This window comes from Kangiella sp. TOML190 (genome assembly GCF_023706045.1).
Classification (GTDB): Bacteria; Pseudomonadota; Gammaproteobacteria; order Enterobacterales; family Kangiellaceae; genus Kangiella.
This window is the reverse complement of the sequence record NZ_BQYL01000001.1, coordinates 2,289,036-2,307,478: the sequence shown is the minus strand read 5'-3', so window position 1 is coordinate 2,307,478 and position 18,443 is coordinate 2,289,036. Positions and strand designations below refer to the sequence as shown.

Sequence of the window (18,443 nt, the reverse complement as noted above, 5' to 3'; positions counted from 1 at the left end):
AGCCAATTGGCTGCTTTTTTACGTTTTAACAGTGATTATTGCTTAGCGGCAGAGACACGGCGTCTTGCGATTTCGTCGGCAATCACGTTCGTTGGGCGGCCCTCGGCATCGGAAGCTTCGAATACTTCAGTAAGAGTGCCGTAGATTTCGTCCACTTTTTCCAAGGCTTTTGCTTGGTCGTAATTTTCTTCGAAGTTTACGTTGATGATACCGCCAGCGTTAATAACATAATCAGGAGCGTAAAGAATACCGCGTTGCATTAAGATATCGCCATGGCGATCTTCTGCTAATTGGTTATTCGCTGCGCCCGCGATGATTTTTGTATTTAAACGCTTTAAAGTGTTGTCATTAACCGTGGCACCCAAAGCACAAGGAGCGTAAATATCAACTTCTTGTTCGTAGATTTCATTGATACCAACTTCTTTAGCACCGAAATCATTCACCACACGGTCCAAGTTATCTTGGTTGATGTCGGTTACGATTAATTGAGCGCCTTCTTTTTTCAGGTGCTCACACAAGTAATAACCCACATGGCCTAAACCTTGCACTGAGATTTTTAAACCGTCTAAATCATCACGACCTAATTTGTGCTTAGCGGCGGCTTTAATACCTTTGTACACCCCATAGGCAGTAACAGGAGAAGGATCGCCCGACTTGCCCTCAAGGCCTAAAACGTGCGAGGTTTCCTTGTTCACGATAGCCATATCGTTCGGGTTAATGCCCACGTCTTCAGCTGTAATGTATTTGCCGCTTAATTTATCCACGAAACGGCCAAAAGCGCGGAACAATTCTTCCGACTTCATGGTTTTAGAATTGCCGATAATAACCGATTTACCGCCACCCATTTTCAAACCCGCCATGGCATTTTTGTAGGTCATGCCGCGAGATAGGCGTAAGGCATCGATTAAGGCGCCTTCGTCAGAGTTGTAATCCCACATACGACAACCGCCGACCGCTGGGCCAAGGTTGGTGTTGTGGATACAGATAATTGCTCTTAAACCAGAATCAACATCGCGACAAAACACCACTTGCTCGTGTGAGTCGTATGCTCTTAGGTTAAAAACTGCCATATTATTCTCCTTATTAAGAACTTAAACTTAATTACTTAAGTTCTTGAAAACATTGGAACAAATTTTTATTAAAAACGAGGCCACAACAAACAGTGGCCTAAATTACATTAGCCTAGATCGAAAGTAATGCCTTGCGCTAGGGTTGGGGTATCGCCCCAGAAAATGGTGTTGGTCTGACGACGCATATAGGCTTTCCAAGCGTCAGAGCCAGCTTCACGACCGCCGCCAGTTTCTTTCTCGCCACCGAAGGCGCCACCAATCTCAGCACCGGAAGTGCCAATGTTAACGTTAGCGATGCCGCAGTCAGAGCCCACAGACGACAAGAATTTCTCAGCGTTAGGCACATGGTTAGTGAAGATAGCCGAAGAAAGACCGGCTTTTGAATGGTTTTGCATGGCGATAGCTCCTTCGATGGTATCGAATGGCATCACGTATAAAATCGCTGCGAAAGTTTCAGATTGAACAACATCCCAGTGGTTTTCTGCTTTGATGATGGTTGGTTCAATGAAATGACCAGGGCCATCGATGCGTTTACCACCGAATAAAACTTCGCCGCCGGCTTCTTTAGCTTTAGCGACAGAGTTTTCGAAGTTTTGAACCGCTTGCTCGTCGATTAGTGGGCCCATTAAGGTATCAGAATCTAACGGATTGCCGATTTTTACTTGGCCATAACCTTTAACGATAGCGTTTACCACTTCGTCCATACGGCTGCGGTGAACGATTAAACGGCGAGTAGTAGTACAGCGCTGACCGCCAGTACCAACCGAGCCGAATACGATGGACGGCACTGCTAGGTTTAAGTCTGCGCTCTCGTCAACAATTAACGCATTATTACCCGAAAGCTCAAGCAAACATTTCCCCATGCGCTCAGCAACTTTAACTCCAACCATACGACCAACTACGCTAGAGCCTGTGAATGACATCTTTTTAACGCGGGTGTCTTCGATAAATTTATTCGCAAGTTGGTTTTCATCCGTATCGATAAACAAGCCGAAAATGCCTTTAAGGCCTTCAGCTTCTAAAACTTGGTTACAGATGTTTTGTACAGCGATTGCGCACAAAGGAGTTTTTGGAGACGGTTTCCAAACGGTAGTGTTGCCACAAATGGCCGCAATAAACGCATTCCAAGACCAAACCGCTACAGGGAAGTTAAAAGCCGACATAACACCAGTGATCCCAAGCGGGTGCCACTGCTCGTACATACGATGCTCTGGGCGCTCCGAGTGCATGGTTTTACCGTAAAGCATACGGCCTTGGCCAACGGCGAAATCCGCCATATCGATCATTTCTTGAACTTCGCCATCGCCTTCGGCTTTGATTTTGCCCATTTCAGCAGCCACCAAGCTACCTAAAGCGTCTTTATGTTTTCTAAGGGCATCGCCAATTTTACGAACTAATTCACCACGCAATGGGGCAGGGACTCTTCTCCACTCGGCGAATGCTGCCTCGGCTTCGGTCATCACTTTTTCGTAGTCGGTGGCCGAGCTTGCGTAAACTTTCGCGATTAATTCGCCAGTAGCAGGGTTATAAGATTCAATAATGCCCGCGTCTTGAGTGTCGGTGTAACCTTGGCCCCAGCTCGCCGATTGATTGATATCTTGAATGCCTAGCTCTTTTAAGAAATCCATAGAAAACCTCTAAAATTGATTAAAGTAGGGCAAAAGGATGATAAATGCCTAAAAATAATGGCAAATTGCCCTGAAATAATATGCGGCGCTACCATACCACCAGAGGCGCTTTTTCGCCAGTGAATTTTAGGCTTTGTGGCTAAGAAATAGGCAGTTTTGCGGCTGGTCGGAGAAGTTGCCAAGCAAAGCTATTGCTGTTAGCTTTTTGGATTAGGAAAAGTTATTCACTGTTCAATTTCTATGCCATTCTGGCCGGATGATCTTACGGGGACGAAAATGTGTTAACTTTTAACTTATATGAGGTACGGTAAATCAAACCGTACCTCATCACTCTTAGTCTTTTATCACAGGGGAGTTATTGCCAGGGAAAAACAAAAACCTAGTATGTTTTTGATGACCATCACTTTGAATGGACACAAAGAGATTTCCTAGTGATACATTATTACTTACAAATTCTTTGTAGAAAGTTTGCCAGCTGTCAACTTTATTATAGGTTACATTAAAACCACACATGGCATTACTACAAAGTACGCCTCGGTTGTCCATCGCTAACTCTGATTGCGTGGCCGTTATCGTTTCCCAAACTTGATTATTAAAAGTGTTTTGAAGTTGAATGCTTTCATCACTGCCAAAATTAGCTGCTTGGGATGTAAGCATGTCATAAAAGTTAGAGCTATTAATAACGGTATTTGCCTTTTTAACACTAAGTGTATTGCTATGGGGATCGATGACGAAAGTGGCTATATTTTTATTGGTTTTTAATTTGCAAATGTTATTGTGGTCGTATTCACATATCTCAAACTTTTGTGTTCCATGTGTATGACCAGCTTCACTTTCAGAACTGTGATGATTCAGGTTGGTGTTTTTTTTTCATCGTCATCACGAGTGATAGAGTGGTCATTTGATGATAAGTTTTGCTTTGATACTTTTTTATGGCTGATGTGGTTTGATGAAAGGCTTGAACTGTCTTTATCGCTAGTGAAATAGTATATAATCAAAGTTGACAAAGAAATTGCTAAAATAGCTATTACAATATTTTTTTTCATATGATATCCTAGATATTATATTGCTGAAACTCCCCTAAGGAAGCGGGAAGTTTCAATTTGGAAAGTAATATTTTCTAATTATTTTTCTTCTTCATGTGGTCCGTAGGTAACGGACTCTACTCTTCCGCCACAACAGTCTTCTATTTTTGTTGTGCCGTCAGGGTATACTGTAATCACACAACTATTGGTACAAGTAATTCCTTAAATTTATTGTTATTGCCTTGGAGAAGCACAAGGCAGAAAAAAACTAACATATAAATACTCTATAAACAACAAGCTAGAAGTGCTTTTGTGAAGTAGCTCTGTTTTTTAGAAAACATAAAAGGGGACAGATCTATTTTTTAGTTCTGTCTCATTTAACCTAGGTTAGAGTGAAATATAAGCCCTAACAAATACCTTTTCTCCATCGAAGTAACTCTAAAACTCCCACCAGCAGGTTTGCCACCATTCTAAAAATTCGTCAAAGTCGATATGGCCGTCGTTGTTTTCGTCGATCAATTCAAAGCCGCGTTGGGCTTGCGCTTCGGTGGCGTCGGGGCTTAATACTTTTAGCAGTTTTTCAAACTCTTCAACGTCGATTTCGCCATTATTATCACGGTCAAAAAAGGCAAAGCTTTCTTTAACTTCGGCGATGTGTTTTTCGGTTAGTGGTTTCATGAGTCTCTCTTTTAAATTTTGATAAATTCGCGGTTCAATAATGGTTGGCTTAGCTTAAGGTGTTTTCGTCTAGCCGATACCGTACCCGACGTTCTTCCAGATAGTCAATCACGGTTTTGCAACAATCGGCATGACCGCCAATATGTTCCGGCGCAAAGACGCCTTTTTTGTCGAACTTGCCGCGCAGCAACAGTTGAGTAACCGCGGTGGCGGTAAAGCCAGTGGTGCGAGCCATGGAAGTTTCGTGTTTAACCTTATCGTATTCGTCGTATAGCTCGTAGATGTATTCTTTTTGCTTGCCACCTTCTTGGCCGCGAATGGTCACCCGCATAATGGTAAATTCTTCTTCTTTGGGTTTGAGTTTCCATTCGTTAATCAGCACTTTTGAAGTGAATTCTAGCGGTGATATTTCCATGCCATTAACCTGAATCGGCTCTTTATCGAAAAAACCGCTGGCTTTTAGGGTGCGGATTGATTCCACATGGCCCGGATAGCGCAGGGTTTTTTCCTTCATGTTAGGAATGTCTTTCATGGTAAACATCAAACTGCGCAGGCCATCGGTATTAAAGGCTTCTAAAGTTCCAATTTTATCGAATTCCACCAGCTCACGATCGCTTAATGGCTCGCGGGTTACGGTGCGCCCATGCGCAATAAAACGGGCAGGGCGCATATATTCTTCGATCACATCGATTGGTGAAAAAGAGGCTTTATATTCAAAAGGACGGCGGCGCTCTTTCGGTAGGCCACCGACCAGACATTCAAAATGGTCTATTTCCATGCGGGTTTTATGGAAGCCTAATAAGAGGTTATCCATACCCGGTGCCACGCCGCAATCAATAACCGCGGTGACGTCATGTTTTTTGGCCAAATAATCCAGCTCCAAGCAATTTTCTGGGGCAAAAGAAATATCCACCACGCTTTTGCCAGCTTCAATAATATTCTTAAGGGTCACAAAGCCGAGATGCCCTGGAACGCCGCAAACCACCATATCAAATGGTTCGATTGCACTTTTCAGTGCTTCAAGGTTGGTGCTGTCAAGTTCCAAGGTGTTGACTTGGGTAAGACGTTTTTTTAGGGCTTTTAGGGTAAGTTTATTGATATCGGCAATGGTCACGTCATGTTTTTCCGACAAGTCACGCGCCATCACGCTACCGACCATTCCCGCACCTAAAACAATAATATTACTCATATTGGTTCCTAGTTTGTTTCTTTGCTTCGGCCTTTATTTTATTCGGCTTCAAGCGCGTCTTGCTCAGCAAGTGAGGCTTGATAGGGAGTCACTTTAAGCAGTAGCCCCATGGTTGGATGATCGAAATAATTCAGCTTGTTGATTTTAATTTTACGATTTTCCGATAACATAAAATAACCCGCTAAGGCTTCTGGAGCTTGCGAGCTGTTTCCTTCAAGCATGTCGCCTTCGGTCAGAATGTTTGGATCGGCAGCTTTAAAACCTAGCACTGAACTTTCGACCAACAAGCCTTCATTGCGGCTAAAGCGAATATTGCCCATAAACTCTTGTAAACCCTTTTTCTCAGGATCATCTCCTACCGAGAAAAACAGCCAAGGCGTTTGCTCTTTATCGTTGAGAGGTTGTCGCCAGGCTAGGTGCAATAAAGGGCGCATATTGGCACTTGATTTTAGGCGATTATAAACCCCTTCCATACGATGTTCTTGGCGTTTCAAAGGGCTAAAACCATCAGGCAATAAGACCGGGTTTACCAAAGAGTATTCTTGCTCCAACTCGAGGTTATAGTCGCTTAGTTGTTCTTTCGCTAAATAATTAAATTGGCCGGTAGCATCGAGTCGCTTAAATAGCACCAGTTCCACATTGAAAATGGTTTGCGCTTTTGCCACAGGCAGGGCGGTGAGCAGCAACAATGCCGCCAAAGTTATAGAAATCGTTAGTGCTTTTATTTTTGTCATAATCGTGTCATAGCCATTTGCAATAGCCTATATGAAACAGCCCATCCGAAAAGACAAAGTGTAGCACGCTTAACAAAAATGGCTAGTCTTGACTTTTGGCCTTAATCCAATCGGTATTTAGCGAATTTTTTCCACTACAAGTTGGATCATTTTTAATAAAGGTTCAAGTTCCTCTTGCTCGGTCAATATTTTTAAGACCACATTATTCTCAAAACGATACAGCGCGGGATTCATTTGTATTAATCGAATCAATTTACTTGGATCGACCTTGGTGTCTTGGCTAAAGGCAATGCGTACGCCGGACTTAACCAGATCGATTTTCGAGATCCCAAAATCAGCAACTTCGATAGCTAATGTGCTTACATCGAAGAGATTTTTTAAGGGATCGGGTAATAAGCCAAAACGATCGATAAATTCAACTTTTAGCGCTTCTAGCTTGTCGATTGACTCGGCATTGGCGATGCGTTTATACAGCGATAAGCGGGTGGCGACATCGCCTACATAATCATCAGGAATAAGCGCGGCAACGCCTAAGTCGATTTCGGTTTTTTGTTTTAGGGATTGCTGTAAACTTGGCTCTTTGCCTTCTTTTAAGGCTTTAACCGCCGACTCGAGCATATCCATATATAGGTTAAAACCTACCGCCTGCATTTGTCCCGATTGCTCGTCGCCCAGCAGTTCGCCTGCGCCGCGAATTTCTAAGTCGTGGGTGGCTAGGGTAAAGCCAGCGCCTAAATCTTCGAGTTGCGAAATAGCCTCGAGACGCTTTTCGGCATCGCGAGTAATTTTGCGCTCGGCTGGAGTTAATAGGTAGGCATAAGCTTGATGATGCGAGCGACCCACGCGGCCTCTAAGCTGGTGCAGTTGCGCCAAACCAAATTTATCGGCCCGTTCAATAATCATGGTATTAGCATTGGGATTATCGATACCAGTTTCGACGATGGTGGTGCAAACCAAAACATTAAAACGCTGATGATAAAAGTCACGCATCACTTGTTCCAGTTGGGTTTCGCGCATCTGGCCATGGGCAAATTGGATCCGCGCTTCGGGTAACAGTTCTTGTAGCTCATGTGCCGCGCGTTCGATAGATTCCACCGAATTATGTAAGAAATAGACCTGACCACCGCGTAAGGTTTCCCTTAAGATCGCTTCTCTGATCAGCGGTTTATTGTATTCGCGCACGAAAGTTTTAACTGACAGCCTTTTCGCAGGCGGGGTTGCGATAATCGACAGATCGCGCATTCCCGACATCGACATATTCAAGGTGCGCGGAATAGGAGTCGCCGTTAAGGTTAAAATATCCACTTCTGAACGGTATTTTTTTAGTTGTTCTTTTTGCCTAACTCCAAAGCGGTGCTCTTCGTCAATAATTAAAAGCCCCAAGCGTTTAAACTCAATATCGCCCTGAATCAGTTTATGAGTTCCGACTACTATATCCACTGTGCCCGCTTTAAGGCCGGCGAGAGTTTGCTTGGTTTCTTTGGCGCCTGCAAAGCGCGATAGCTGCGCCACTTTTATCGGCCAGTCGGCAAAACGATCAGCGAAGGTTTCAAAGTGCTGTTGCGCTAACAAAGTGGTTGGAACTAAAACTGCAACTTGTTTACCGGCTTGTGCTGTCACGTATGCGGCGCGTAATGCCACTTCGGTTTTACCAAAACCAACATCGCCACACACTAAGCGATCCATTGGTTGTGGCGAAGTCATATCGCGAATGACAGAGTTAATACTGGTGGTTTGATCGGCGGTTTCTTCGAAGCGAAATTCGGCAGCAAAGCGATGGTAATCCGCCTCATCCATAGTGTAAGCAATGCCTTCTTTTGCCGCGCGGCGAGCATACACATCGAGCAGTTCCGCAGCCACATCGCGAGCACGCTCGGCAGCTTTTTTCTTGGCTTTATCCCAAGAATCGGTACCTAATTTATGCCAAGGCGCTAATTCGGGGTTGGAGCCAGAGTAGCGGCTGATCAGGTGCAACGATTGCACTGGTAAATAAAATTTATCGCCACCCGAATACTCAAGCATTAGATATTCAGCTTCAATATCACCCGAATTAAGCTTAACCATACCACGATAGCGACCGATGCCTTGCTCGTAATGCACCACCGGATCGCCTTCCTTAAGCTCAGCGAGGTTGCGTATAACGTCTTCTGCTTGCGGGCTTTGTTTTGCTTCGCGACGGCGTTTTTGTAACACCTGTTCGCCAAACAATTCATTTTCGGTAATGATGGCGATATTTTGGTAGGCAAAACCCGCAGTTAAAGGAGCAACCCCAATAGCCACTTGCTTAGGCTCAAGTGTTGCCAATTCGTTTAAAGAGTTTATAGCAGTGGTCTTGATATTATGCCGTGCCAACAATTCTTTTAAGGCTTCGCGGCGGCCAGCAGATTCGCTGGCGATAAAGGTTGTACCTTGCCAATGGTTGAAAAAAGAGCGTAGTTTGGCTAAAGGATCCTTGGCTTTGTGTTCGATAGTTAAATCTGGGATCGGAGCTGCAATTAATGCAGCTTCTAACTGATCGGCAACTTTGGACGCTGCGAGATGGATCCGTAGCTGATTTTTCAATTGTTGATTGAGTTCTTCGACCGATAAATACAGTCGATTGGGCGCTAGAATCGGTCTTTCTACATCGTGCCGACGCTGCTCATAGCGTTCTGTGATTTCATGCCAAAAGTTAGTTAGTCCTGCGCCAAAGTCGCTTAAACTGAGACAAACACTTTGTTCTGGCAAATAATCGAAGAAGTTATTTAGTTCATTGAAATATAAAGGTAAATAATATTCGATCCCAGCGGGCGTTGCGCCATTAGAAACTTCTTGATAGAGCCAGACATTTTGTAAGTTTACTTCAAATTCCGCCCGAAAATTTTGCCGAAAAAGGGCAATCGCATCGTCACCCGTTGGAAACTCTTTGGCGGGTAAAAGCTCGAATTTATTTAATTGCTGATTGGAGAGTTGCGATTCGGGATCAAAATAGCGGATAGTGTCGATTTCATCGTCGAAAAAGTCAATTCGCAAAGGCTTTTCCGAGCCCATGGGGAACAGATCCAAGATAGAGCCGCGTACGGCAAATTCGCCATGCGAGAATACCTGATTTACTGCTTGATAGCCCGCTTGCTCAAATAAGCTGCGAACCTCATGTATATCCAGCGCTTGGCCGGCATGCAACATTAGGCTGTTTTGCTCAATATAGGCTTTAGGCGGCAAGCGTAACAGTAAACTATTGACAGAGATTAAAACGATCCCTTGTTTGAGTCGCGGTAGTTGATAAAGACTCAATAAACGTTGCGAGATAATGTCTTGGTGCGGCGAAAAATTATCGTAGGGTAGGGTTTCCCAATCGGGGAACACCAATAAAGGGATCTCATGATCGCTAACGGTTTTTAGAAAGTAGGCCAGTTCTTTTTGCAGTAGCCACAAGTCGTGAACGTCTTCAACCATCACCAGCAAAGGGTTTTCACTGTCTGCCGCTAATTGGGCAATCGCCAAAGCACGACTGGAGCCAGCTAGCCCTGACCAATAATTCACATAGTTGGTTTTGTTTTTAATCTCTGGTTGCGGTATGTGTAACTCAGGCAGCATAGTTCTCTATAGGGTCTTTAGTTGCGTATGTTAGTTATCGGGACAATACTTTGATGCTTAAGATTTGCAGCATCTAATGCTAAAAGTTATTTATTAGAAATTCGAGCAAGCACTTGATCAAAAAGGGATTATAGCTCAGTTGCTAATTCTCTTACAGAAAATAAGCAAGTAGATTAGGCTAAATAGAAGCGGTTTTGTTTGCAGTTTGCACAAATCAGCCTTTCTCGCTATTGTTATCACAATCAATCTAGCAGGAAATCCGATTTTAATGAGCTCGAATACCCCTAACCTTAAGCGAAACCCCAGCACTCATTCTTTGATGTTTTTTAAACATGCGGATGATTTTGCGATTAATAAGGCGTTGTTTTTAGCCGCTTGGAAGGTTTGGTTTAAGCGTTTTGCGCCGAAAATTGCTGGTGGCGGTTTGCTCGATTGGAAATATGCCAAGATGCCAATCGAAGCTTCTAGCAACAGTTTGAGCGATTTGATTCGTGATGACAGGCGCTTTAGTTTGGAAGTGTTGTGCCGCATGATGGTACCTTGGTCCTACCGTAACGAGCAGCAGGTGGATGATGTTTTTTTGCGTGATTATAAGGTGCTATTTGAGATCAGCAGCTTGACGGATAGCAATGGCCAAGAGCTGATGAGTGCGAACTTGTCCGATAAGGCTTTGCAGATTTGGAATGCCATGAGTTTTGCCGAGCAGGACGATTATATGGCGTATGCTGAAGCGCGGGTACAAGCAGATATTGAAGTCCGCTCCAAAGATCCCGTGGTGCTCGATGACCAAGGGGTCGAACTGATAGGTGAAGATACCTATCCGCCTTATGTGCCGGATAAGGATGCGCCAGATATTGATTTTGTACGCGCCATGATCGACTGGATCCAAGATGCTCCTTTTCAAGCCTATTATCTAAAACAAGCTGCAGGCGATACGGTATCTGGTTGGGACAATCGTTTGTCGGCATTTTTCTGGCCAAAACCTCGGATTGGCTATTCGCTGCACCATGCAACTCTCGATCCGCTTTACTACCGCGCCAATGAGCTGGCAAAAACGCTAGACAAGGGGCAAAGTTGGGATCAAGAGTGGCGTGATATGGCAGTGAAAACGGCACATGAACTGTTTCAGGTTAGCGGCACGCCGCAAAAGGACATTAGTATTGAGAATGTGCAGTCGGTAATGGCGGCTGCGGTGCATGGCGATGAAGATTCGCCGGCTAAGATGAACTCGGGTTGGTCGTATTTGGCGGCAGTTTGTACCGACCATCTCAATGGTCAGGTAGGACGACTGCCGATGGCCACTTGGAACAGCCGAGTTGCGGCCAGTGTGATTTCGCGTTTGGACTTTTTATTGGCAGAAGCTGGCGTGAGTCAACTTGGCGAGCGCTTTGAAGCCATTGGTACTATTCCTGGTTGGGGTGGCACTCGTCCGCGTCAATACAGCCTAGATTGGCCAAATGGCTACCGCTCTTGGAAAACGCAAGTAAGGGCTAGCCGCTTGATTAATCAGGTAGCCTATATTCTCAATAACGACAGGCTTGATGATGGTTCTTACAAATACCCTAGAATGCCATTGGCGGCGGGTGGTACTGGCGACTGGACGGTTAGAGGAGTGCAGGGGGTTTTATTCTGCGATGGTTATTAGAAATAATCGATCTGAGTAAGGCAAAGTTGGTTCGCTAGTTGGCAATAGTATTTTAGGCCGAAGCTTGCAACTTATGCACTTTTAAACGCTCACTAATGTAGTGTTGCATATCCATACCCATAGCACCGTCGGGCAAAGACGCAGCAATTTCGTAAGGAAAGCCGTATTCATCTAAAGGTTTCTGCTTCAGGTTGAGCTGCTGCGGTGGGCGAGTCTTGCCATAAGGATCGTAAATTAACTCGATGGTTGGACGAAGTTTTTGCTCTTCATTATCAGCCACCACTAAAGCGACTTCACCATTAGTCATTTTCACTAAACTACCCACAGGGTAAAGCCCAATCATTTTGATAAAAGAATAGCTAAGCTTTTTATCAAATTGCTTTCCGGCTTCAGCAAATAATTCTTTCAGCGCCATTCGCGGCGACATGGCAATTCGATAAGGCGAGTTATGGGTCATATCATCATAGGCATCGACAATTGAAACAATGCGGGTATAAGTTGATAGATGAGTTTGTTCTTTTTGCAAAGGGTAGCCTTTGCCATCGGGTCTTTGATGGTGGTGCAAAGCGACTTCTTTAATGATGTTGGCAAGAGAGTCGTCTTCGTTTAGTAGCTCATAACCAATGGTGGTATGTCTTTGCAAAACGCGTCGCTCGGCATCACTTAAGTGTTCGGCTTTGTTCAAAATATCATCGGGTATGCGAGTTTTACCGATATCGTGCAACAGCGCTGCAGTACCGAGCTGCTCTAACTCATGACTACTAAGACCAATATAGTGCCCTAAAGCTATTGATAATACTGAGACTCTTAAACTGTGGTTAGCTTCCCTATCGGAAGATTCTTGAATACGGGTTAACCAGAAGAGGGCGTTAGCATTAGAAACGATGCTGCTGATACATTCTTTAACTACTAATTTAGTATGAGTTAAATCGAGTTTTTGATCGCGCTTGGCACAGCTAAACAAATCTTCCAGATGATTTTTAGCTTGCTGGTAAAGATGGTGTGCCCGTGGCAACTCATTCTCGATTTCCGTTTTGGGGCGTAAAGAACCCGTTACAGCCTTGTTAGCCGTGGAGCGACTAAAGTTTTGATTGGCGTTTTTTAGGGCTTCTTGCTCTTGCTGTTTGGCATCTTTGTGTTGCTGGCTGTAATCATAATCGATATAGACATAGTCACAGAACTGCCGCAAGGTGCGAATTTCAAATTCATCTTTAATCATTAGTCCTTGCAGCATAAAAGGTAGATCTGTCCATGGCCGATCCAACTCGACTACAAACATGCCTATTTCTAGGGCATCGACAGAAATTTTGGTTTTAACTAACAAAGCCTACTCAAACGATACGTAAAGTGATCCAATAATGTAGACTGTATCACAAAATCAGTGATAACCAGTAGTTAAAAATTAATGCAAATTTGCATTAAAACCAATAACTTAGCTAACTATTTGATTTGTAGTGCTATCTGTTTGATTTCTTTACAAGTCATTTTGGTGGCTCGATACAATAACGGCTGAAATTAACGCTACTTTTGGCGTAATCGAGCTTTGTAGCGCGGTTGTTGATGGCGCTCTAGGTAATAAATCAAGTCGCCAGTTTGTGGCTCGATTTGTAGCATCCAAACGTTACTGCTTGCCGCTGGTATGAGTTCGGCAGTGTGGGCATCGGCATGAAAAAATTGTTGGTATTGAGATGGCTGCTGCTCTTCATAGGCTTTGGCGTAGCCGCCATACAGAGTGATTTCGTCAGGCGTGCCGTCATGATGCCTATGGTCGTGCTTAAGCAAAAGTCCGTTAGCCGTTTTGCTAATAATCCAGGTGCGAGAATGATCTTCACCAACGCTAAAAGGAATGCGAATTTCATTCTTTGAGCAGCTGGCGATCTTAGCCACTAGCTGCTTGCCCGCAAAATCATGCTTGGGATCGTCAGGAAAAACGCTGTAACCGACAAAAGTTTGGCCGCATCGTTTGCTCAAATTATCAAAAAATTCGCTTTGTGTGCGATCCAACTCCACAAAGGCCGCAGGCTTAGAACTCGAGGCATTTGCGCTGTTTGAAACGTTTGCACTTTGACAGCCAACTAACAAACTGTTGCTAAGCATCAAAGCTGTAACCATAAATAGCGGTTTAGAAAAATTCATTAGTTAATCCTAGTCGTTAATCCAGATAGTCTCTAGTGTTGCCTTGCTGACGTTTAACCGCAATAGATTGATTTTTAGAAAAAATCATTCTCCATTGGGCCCATGTTTCGCTAGCCAGCCAGCGCCGCGGCGAGCTTTGCCAGCGACGATGATAAAGCTGTTTGACGGTTGCTACTGCATCCGGCGAACGCTCAAGTAGCTTGTCAGCGAAGCTATTGGCAGCCAGATTGAGATCTGAAACCACTTCTGAAATCAGACCCAGCTCTAATGCCTTATTGGCAGCTATTTCTTCGGCGCTCATGGCAAGTCTTAGCGCCTGATCTTTGTTCATGATGTCTCGCAAACTGATATTACCAGCCATGTCCGGTATCAGTCCCCACTTGCTTTCCATGATGGCAAAAGAGCTTTCAGTATGGGCGATTCGATAATCAGCTCCAAGCGCGATCTGCAAGCCTGCGCCCCAGCAACGGCCTTGAATAATGGCGATAACGGGCATTTTTAAGCGACGCCAACCAATCGAGACCTGTTGTACTAAATTGGCATTGCCTGGCAGCCATTTCCACATTAATCTAACTACGGCTTTTTTATCAGCCATAACCGATTTAACGTCGAGCCCTGAGCAAAAATCTTGTCCTTGCGCGGAGATAATGACTAAGCGAATACCTTGTTGTTTGGCTATCTTGCGTTGCGCTGTGCGAAGCGCAAGAAACATCTCATAGTCAACGGCATTGCGTTTTTCTGTTCGATTAAGCTCAACTCGGGCAATTTTACCGTCGAATGTTAGGTTTAGACGCTCTTGACGCATGGGTTTTGCCAATAAAGATCAAAGATTTAGCTGGATAATTGCATAACTGCCGCTATATCTCAATGATTGGTCGGCTTTTAGCCAAGTTTTTGCTTGAGTTTCTCAAATAATACTTATTTCAAGAGCCGTTTATCGCTATAATTGCCCGCTTTGGTTAGGCTAACACTTAAAATATTCATGCGTTTAATTCGCGGGCTTTACAACTGCCCAGAGGCTCTTTTTGAACACGGCTGCGTTGCTACTATTGGCAACTTTGACGGTGTTCATTTAGGTCATCAAGCGATTATTCGCAAGCTGACTGTTAAGGCCGCGGAGCTTGGCTTACCGAGCGTGGTTATTTTATTTGAACCACATCCGCAAGAAGTTTTTCGTCAGGCGGATCCACCGGCAAGGCTTTACAAGCTCTGCGACAAACTTGAGCAGTTGCAGCTCTTAGGCGTGGACTATGTGTTGTGTTTTCGCTTTAATCAGGAATTTCGCGAGCTAAGCGCGCACGATTTTGTCGAGCAGATCTTAAAACAGGCATTAAGGGTTCAACACCTTTTTATCGGTGATGATTTTCGCTTTGGCTATCAGCGCCAAGGTGACTTTGAATTTTTAAAAAGCTATGACTTTGCGATCGAAGCTAATGAATCGGTAGTGCTAGAGCGTCAAAATGGGGCGGTCAGAATTAGCAGTAGCCAACTTCGAGCCGCGATTGCGATTAGTGATTTTGCTTTAGCGCAAAAGATGCTTGGTAGACACTACGCTATTAGCGGTAAGGTTGCCCACGGCGATAAACAAGGTCGTGAACTTGGCGTACCAACAGCTAATATCGTCCTAAAGCGTCGCAAAAGCCCATTGCAAGGAGTCTATGCGGTTAAAGTTTTTGGCTTAGAAACTGATGCTAACGAGGGGCTTGCTGGGGTTGCAAATGTTGGTCGCAAACCCACATTAAAAGATTCAAGTGAACGTTTAGAAGTTCACTTATTAGACTTTGACCAAGAGATTTACGGCCAGCGAATTTGGGTTGAGCCGGTGGCTAAAATTCGCGATGAGAAAAAGTTTGCCTCGATTGATGGCTTAAAACAGCAAATTGCCTTTGACATACAAGCGGCAAAACAAATTTTATACTAAATTGAAAAACTGACTGAGAACAGCATGAGTGATTATAAAAACACTTTAAATTTACCGAAAACCCAGTTTGAAATGCGCGGTAATTTGCCGCAGCGTGAGCCAAAGGTTTTAGCCCAATGGCAAAAAAAGAATCTTTACGGTCAGATCCGTAAGGCGCGAGCTGGTCGTGAGCAATTTATTTTGCACGATGGCCCACCTTATGCCAACGGTAATATCCACATTGGTCACTCAGTTAATAAAATCTTGAAAGATATGGTGGTGAAGAGCAAAACCTTGAGTGGTTTTGATTCGCCTTACGTTCCGGGTTGGGACTGTCACGGCTTGCCGATTGAAAATAACGTAGAAAAAAAGTAGGCAAGGCTGGTGCTAAAGTTAGCCATGCTGAATTCCGTGAAAAATGCCGCCAATATGCACAAAAACAAGTGGATGCGCAGCGTGAAGATTTTATTCGCTTGGGCGTGTTAGGCGAGTGGGATAATCCTTACCGCACCATGGACTTTGGCTTTGAAGCCAATATCGTACGCGCCTTATCAAAAATCGTTGAAAATGGTCATCTAAAAAAAGATGCCAAGCCCGTTTATTGGAGCGTGGTTGGCGGCTCGTCGCTGGCCGAAGCGGAAGTGGAGTATCAAGATAAAACTTCTTTTTCAATTTATGTTCGCTATCCCTTGGCCGACCAAGCAGGCTTTTTAGAGGCTTTTGGTAATCCAGACATCAGCGGTGACACTTCGGTAGTTATTTGGACCACCACTCCTTGGACCTTACCTTCGAGTCAGGCGGTTACGGTGCATGCGGATCTAGATTATGTATTGGTCAAAGCCAACACCGATTCAGGTAGTGAAAATTTTGTATTAGCTTCAGCGCTAGTTGAAAGTGTGATGAAAGAATCGGAAATCGAGTCTTATGAAGTTCTTGCGCATTGCCAAGGCTCTGAGCTTGAAAAGCTAAAAGTTGAACATCCATTTTATGACAAAAACTTGCCGATTATTTTAGGCGAGCACGTTACCACTGAAACCGGTACAGGCTTAGTGCATACAGCGCCCGATCATGGCCCAGACGATTTTGTGGTGGGGCAGAAGTATGCTCTTGGCGTATTAAATTATGTTATGGCTAACGGTGTCTTTAATGATGAAACCCCTATTTTTGCAGGACAACACGTTTATAAAGTCGATCAGCCGGTGGTAGATTTGCTTAGTGAAAAAGGTCGTTTGCTGCATCAAGATAAACTACGCCATTCTTATCCACACTGTTGGCGCACCAAAACGCCATTGATTTATCGGGCTACGCCGCAGTGGTTTATTTCGATGGATCAAAAAGGTCTGCAAGCCAAGGCGATGGAAGAGATTACAAAGGTCAAATGGGTTCCTGAATGGGGTGAAGCGCGTATCGAATCGATGATGGAATCGCGTCCTGATTGGTGTATTTCACGCCAACGAACTTGGGGCGTGCCTTTATGTTTATTTATCGATAAGCAAAGCGGCTTGCCGCATCCCGACTCTGCTCAATTGATGGCAAAAGCGGCTGAAAAAATCGAGCAAGCGGGAATTCAGGCTTGGTATGACTTGGATGCGGCAGAATTGGTCGATGCCGATAAATACGAAAAGATTGATGACTCCCTCGACGTTTGGTTCGATTCGGGAGTGACCCATTATTGTGTGTTGGCAGCGCGTGATTATCTAGCACGCCCTGCGGATCTCTATTTAGAAGGCTCAGATCAACACCGCGGCTGGTTCCAGTCATCTTTGTTAACCTCGGTCGCGATCTATGGTAATGCGCCCTATAAGCACTGCTTAACTCACGGCTTTGTAGTAGACAAAGACGGTAAGAAAATGTCTAAGTCGTTGGGTAATGTGATAGCGCCAAAAGATGTGATCAATAAGCTTGGCGCTGATGTCTTGCGTTTGTGGGTGGCGTCGGCGGATTATCGTGGCGAAATGGCGGTTTCCGAAGAAATTTTAAAGCGTACAGGCGATACTTATCGTCGTCTGCGTAATACTTCGCGCTTTTTATTAGCGAATTTAGAAGGTTTTGAACCGAAAACGGATCTAGTACCTAAAGAAGAATTGGTGGCACTGGACCGTTGGGCGATTGATTGCGCTTTTCAAGCGCAGGCAGATATTATCGAAGCTTATGATAATTATAACTTTTGGGTGGTAGCGCAAAAAATCCACCATTTTTGCTCGATCGATATGGGGTCTTTCTATTTAGACATCATCAAAGATCGTCAATATACCGCCAAAAAAGGCTCCCTTGCACAGCGTTCTTGCCAAACCGCCATGTACCATATTGCTGAGGCTTTGGCGCGTTGGATGGCACCGATTTTAAGCTTTACCGCTAACGAGATCTGGCAACATTTACCCGCGCCAGTTTCAGCTGAACGCGAAGCTAATGTTTTCGTGGCTGAATGGTATCAGGGTTTGTTTGCTTGTGTGGATACGCAAATTTCGCAAACTGACTGGGCAACCATTTCTGCGGTTAAAACCGAAGTTAATAAAGCGCTTGAAGCTAAGCGTAAAGAAGGTGTGATTGGCGGTTCACTCGAAGCAGAAGTCGACTTGAATGTTAATGATGAGTTGTACGCGGTTTTGTCTAAGCTCGAAGATGAGATCCGCTTTGTGACCATTACCTCACAAGCCAAGCTTACTAAAAGTAGCGAAGGGCAAAGCACGGAGCTGGAAGGCTTATCACTGGTGATTCATAAAGCCGAGGCTGAAAAATGCGAACGTTGCTGGCATTATCGTGCAGACGTTGGCGCTCATCCTGAACATCCCACCATTTGCAATCGCTGCGTGGAAAACGTGGTCGGCGATGGTGAGCAGCGCCATCATGCTTAATTTACAT

The 18,443-nt window shown here is 44.5% G+C and carries 13 protein-coding genes and 1 pseudogene; 3 read left to right on the top strand and 11 right to left on the bottom strand.

Annotated elements, in window-relative coordinates; translation table 11 throughout:
* Positions 1-35 precede the first annotated feature (35 nt).
* The 8 genes from NFS34_RS10915 to mfd all read right to left on the bottom strand — a co-directional run bounded on the left by NFS34_RS10915 (position 36) and on the right by mfd (position 9,900).
* Complete coding sequence (locus NFS34_RS10915; protein ID WP_251360072.1) at positions 36-1,070, bottom strand: Glu/Leu/Phe/Val dehydrogenase; 1,035 nt, start codon at positions 1,068-1,070, stop codon at positions 36-38.
* A 107-nt stretch (positions 1,071-1,177) separates the two neighbouring features.
* On the bottom strand, positions 1,178-2,698 hold the full coding sequence (locus tag NFS34_RS10910) for an aldehyde dehydrogenase family protein (protein WP_251360071.1): 1,521 nt from the start codon (positions 2,696-2,698) through the stop codon (positions 1,178-1,180).
* 333 nt (positions 2,699-3,031) lie between these two features.
* Positions 3,032-3,355 carry a hypothetical protein gene (locus NFS34_RS10905; RefSeq protein ID WP_251360070.1) on the bottom strand — a complete coding sequence of 108 codons (324 nt, stop codon included), beginning with the start codon at positions 3,353-3,355 and terminating at the stop codon, positions 3,032-3,034.
* Positions 3,356-3,549: 194 nt separating this feature from the next.
* The gene (locus NFS34_RS10900; protein WP_251360069.1) at positions 3,550-3,744 is read right to left on the bottom strand and encodes a hypothetical protein; all 195 of its coding nucleotides are present in this window, start codon (positions 3,742-3,744) and stop codon (positions 3,550-3,552) included.
* Positions 3,745-4,161: 417 nt separating this feature from the next.
* Positions 4,162-4,401, bottom strand: coding sequence for an EF-hand domain-containing protein (locus tag NFS34_RS10895; RefSeq protein WP_251360068.1), 240 nt, complete (start codon positions 4,399-4,401; stop codon positions 4,162-4,164).
* 49 nt (positions 4,402-4,450) lie between these two features.
* Complete coding sequence (locus tag NFS34_RS10890; RefSeq protein WP_251360067.1) at positions 4,451-5,590, bottom strand: saccharopine dehydrogenase family protein; 1,140 nt, start codon at positions 5,588-5,590, stop codon at positions 4,451-4,453.
* A gap of 38 nt (positions 5,591-5,628) precedes the next feature.
* A complete protein-coding gene (locus tag NFS34_RS10885; RefSeq protein WP_251360066.1) occupies positions 5,629-6,324 on the bottom strand; it encodes a CsiV family protein in 696 nt (231 codons plus the stop codon).
* A gap of 117 nt (positions 6,325-6,441) precedes the next feature.
* The gene (gene mfd, locus NFS34_RS10880; protein ID WP_251360065.1) at positions 6,442-9,900 is read right to left on the bottom strand and encodes a transcription-repair coupling factor; all 3,459 of its coding nucleotides are present in this window, start codon (positions 9,898-9,900) and stop codon (positions 6,442-6,444) included.
* Between the two features lie 268 nt (positions 9,901-10,168).
* Here mfd and NFS34_RS10875 point away from each other — a divergent pair, with 268 nt between their 5' ends.
* A complete protein-coding gene (locus NFS34_RS10875) occupies positions 10,169-11,545 on the top strand; it encodes a hypothetical protein (RefSeq protein ID WP_251360064.1) in 1,377 nt (458 codons plus the stop codon).
* Between the two features lie 52 nt (positions 11,546-11,597).
* Here NFS34_RS10875 and NFS34_RS10870 read toward each other — a convergent pair whose 3' ends face one another.
* The 3 genes from NFS34_RS10870 to NFS34_RS10860 form a co-directional block, all read right to left on the bottom strand.
* Positions 11,598-12,869: an HD-GYP domain-containing protein gene (locus NFS34_RS10870; protein WP_251360063.1), complete on the bottom strand. Its 1,272-nt coding sequence runs from the start codon at positions 12,867-12,869 to the stop codon at positions 11,598-11,600.
* Between the two features lie 197 nt (positions 12,870-13,066).
* Positions 13,067-13,681 carry a hypothetical protein gene (locus NFS34_RS10865; RefSeq protein WP_251360062.1) on the bottom strand — a complete coding sequence of 205 codons (615 nt, stop codon included), beginning with the start codon at positions 13,679-13,681 and terminating at the stop codon, positions 13,067-13,069.
* 16 nt (positions 13,682-13,697) lie between these two features.
* A complete protein-coding gene (locus NFS34_RS10860) occupies positions 13,698-14,486 on the bottom strand; it encodes a crotonase/enoyl-CoA hydratase family protein (RefSeq protein ID WP_251360061.1) in 789 nt (262 codons plus the stop codon).
* Between the two features lie 177 nt (positions 14,487-14,663).
* Here NFS34_RS10860 and ribF point away from each other — a divergent pair, with 177 nt between their 5' ends.
* A complete protein-coding gene (ribF, locus tag NFS34_RS10855; RefSeq protein ID WP_251360060.1) occupies positions 14,664-15,602 on the top strand; it encodes a bifunctional riboflavin kinase/FAD synthetase in 939 nt (312 codons plus the stop codon).
* A gap of 24 nt (positions 15,603-15,626) precedes the next feature.
* Positions 15,627-18,436 (top strand): annotated as a pseudogene (gene ileS, locus NFS34_RS10845) (isoleucine--tRNA ligase).
* The last annotated feature ends 7 nt before the right edge of the window (positions 18,437-18,443 follow it).

Excerpts from the sequence above, each read along its gene's own strand:
- NFS34_RS10915 (WP_251360072.1), bottom strand. The coding sequence starts at position 1,070 with ATGGCAGTTTTTAACCTAAGAGCATACGACTCACACGAGCAAGTGGTG.
- NFS34_RS10910 (WP_251360071.1), bottom strand. The coding sequence starts at position 2,698 with ATGGATTTCTTAAAAGAGCTAGGCATTCAAGATATCAATCAATCGGCG.
- NFS34_RS10905 (WP_251360070.1), bottom strand. The coding sequence starts at position 3,355 with ATGCTTACATCCCAAGCAGCTAATTTTGGCAGTGATGAAAGCATTCAA.
- NFS34_RS10900 (WP_251360069.1), bottom strand. The coding sequence starts at position 3,744 with ATGAAAAAAAATATTGTAATAGCTATTTTAGCAATTTCTTTGTCAACT.
- NFS34_RS10895 (WP_251360068.1), bottom strand. The coding sequence starts at position 4,401 with ATGAAACCACTAACCGAAAAACACATCGCCGAAGTTAAAGAAAGCTTT.
- NFS34_RS10890 (WP_251360067.1), bottom strand. The coding sequence starts at position 5,590 with ATGAGTAATATTATTGTTTTAGGTGCGGGAATGGTCGGTAGCGTGATG.
- NFS34_RS10885 (WP_251360066.1), bottom strand. The coding sequence starts at position 6,324 with ATGACAAAAATAAAAGCACTAACGATTTCTATAACTTTGGCGGCATTG.
- mfd (WP_251360065.1), bottom strand. The coding sequence starts at position 9,900 with ATGCTGCCTGAGTTACACATACCGCAACCAGAGATTAAAAACAAAACC.
- NFS34_RS10875 (WP_251360064.1), top strand. The coding sequence starts at position 10,169 with ATGAGCTCGAATACCCCTAACCTTAAGCGAAACCCCAGCACTCATTCT.
- NFS34_RS10865 (WP_251360062.1), bottom strand. The coding sequence starts at position 13,681 with ATGAATTTTTCTAAACCGCTATTTATGGTTACAGCTTTGATGCTTAGC.
- NFS34_RS10860 (WP_251360061.1), bottom strand. The coding sequence starts at position 14,486 with ATGCGTCAAGAGCGTCTAAACCTAACATTCGACGGTAAAATTGCCCGA.
- ribF (WP_251360060.1), top strand. The coding sequence starts at position 14,664 with ATGCGTTTAATTCGCGGGCTTTACAACTGCCCAGAGGCTCTTTTTGAA.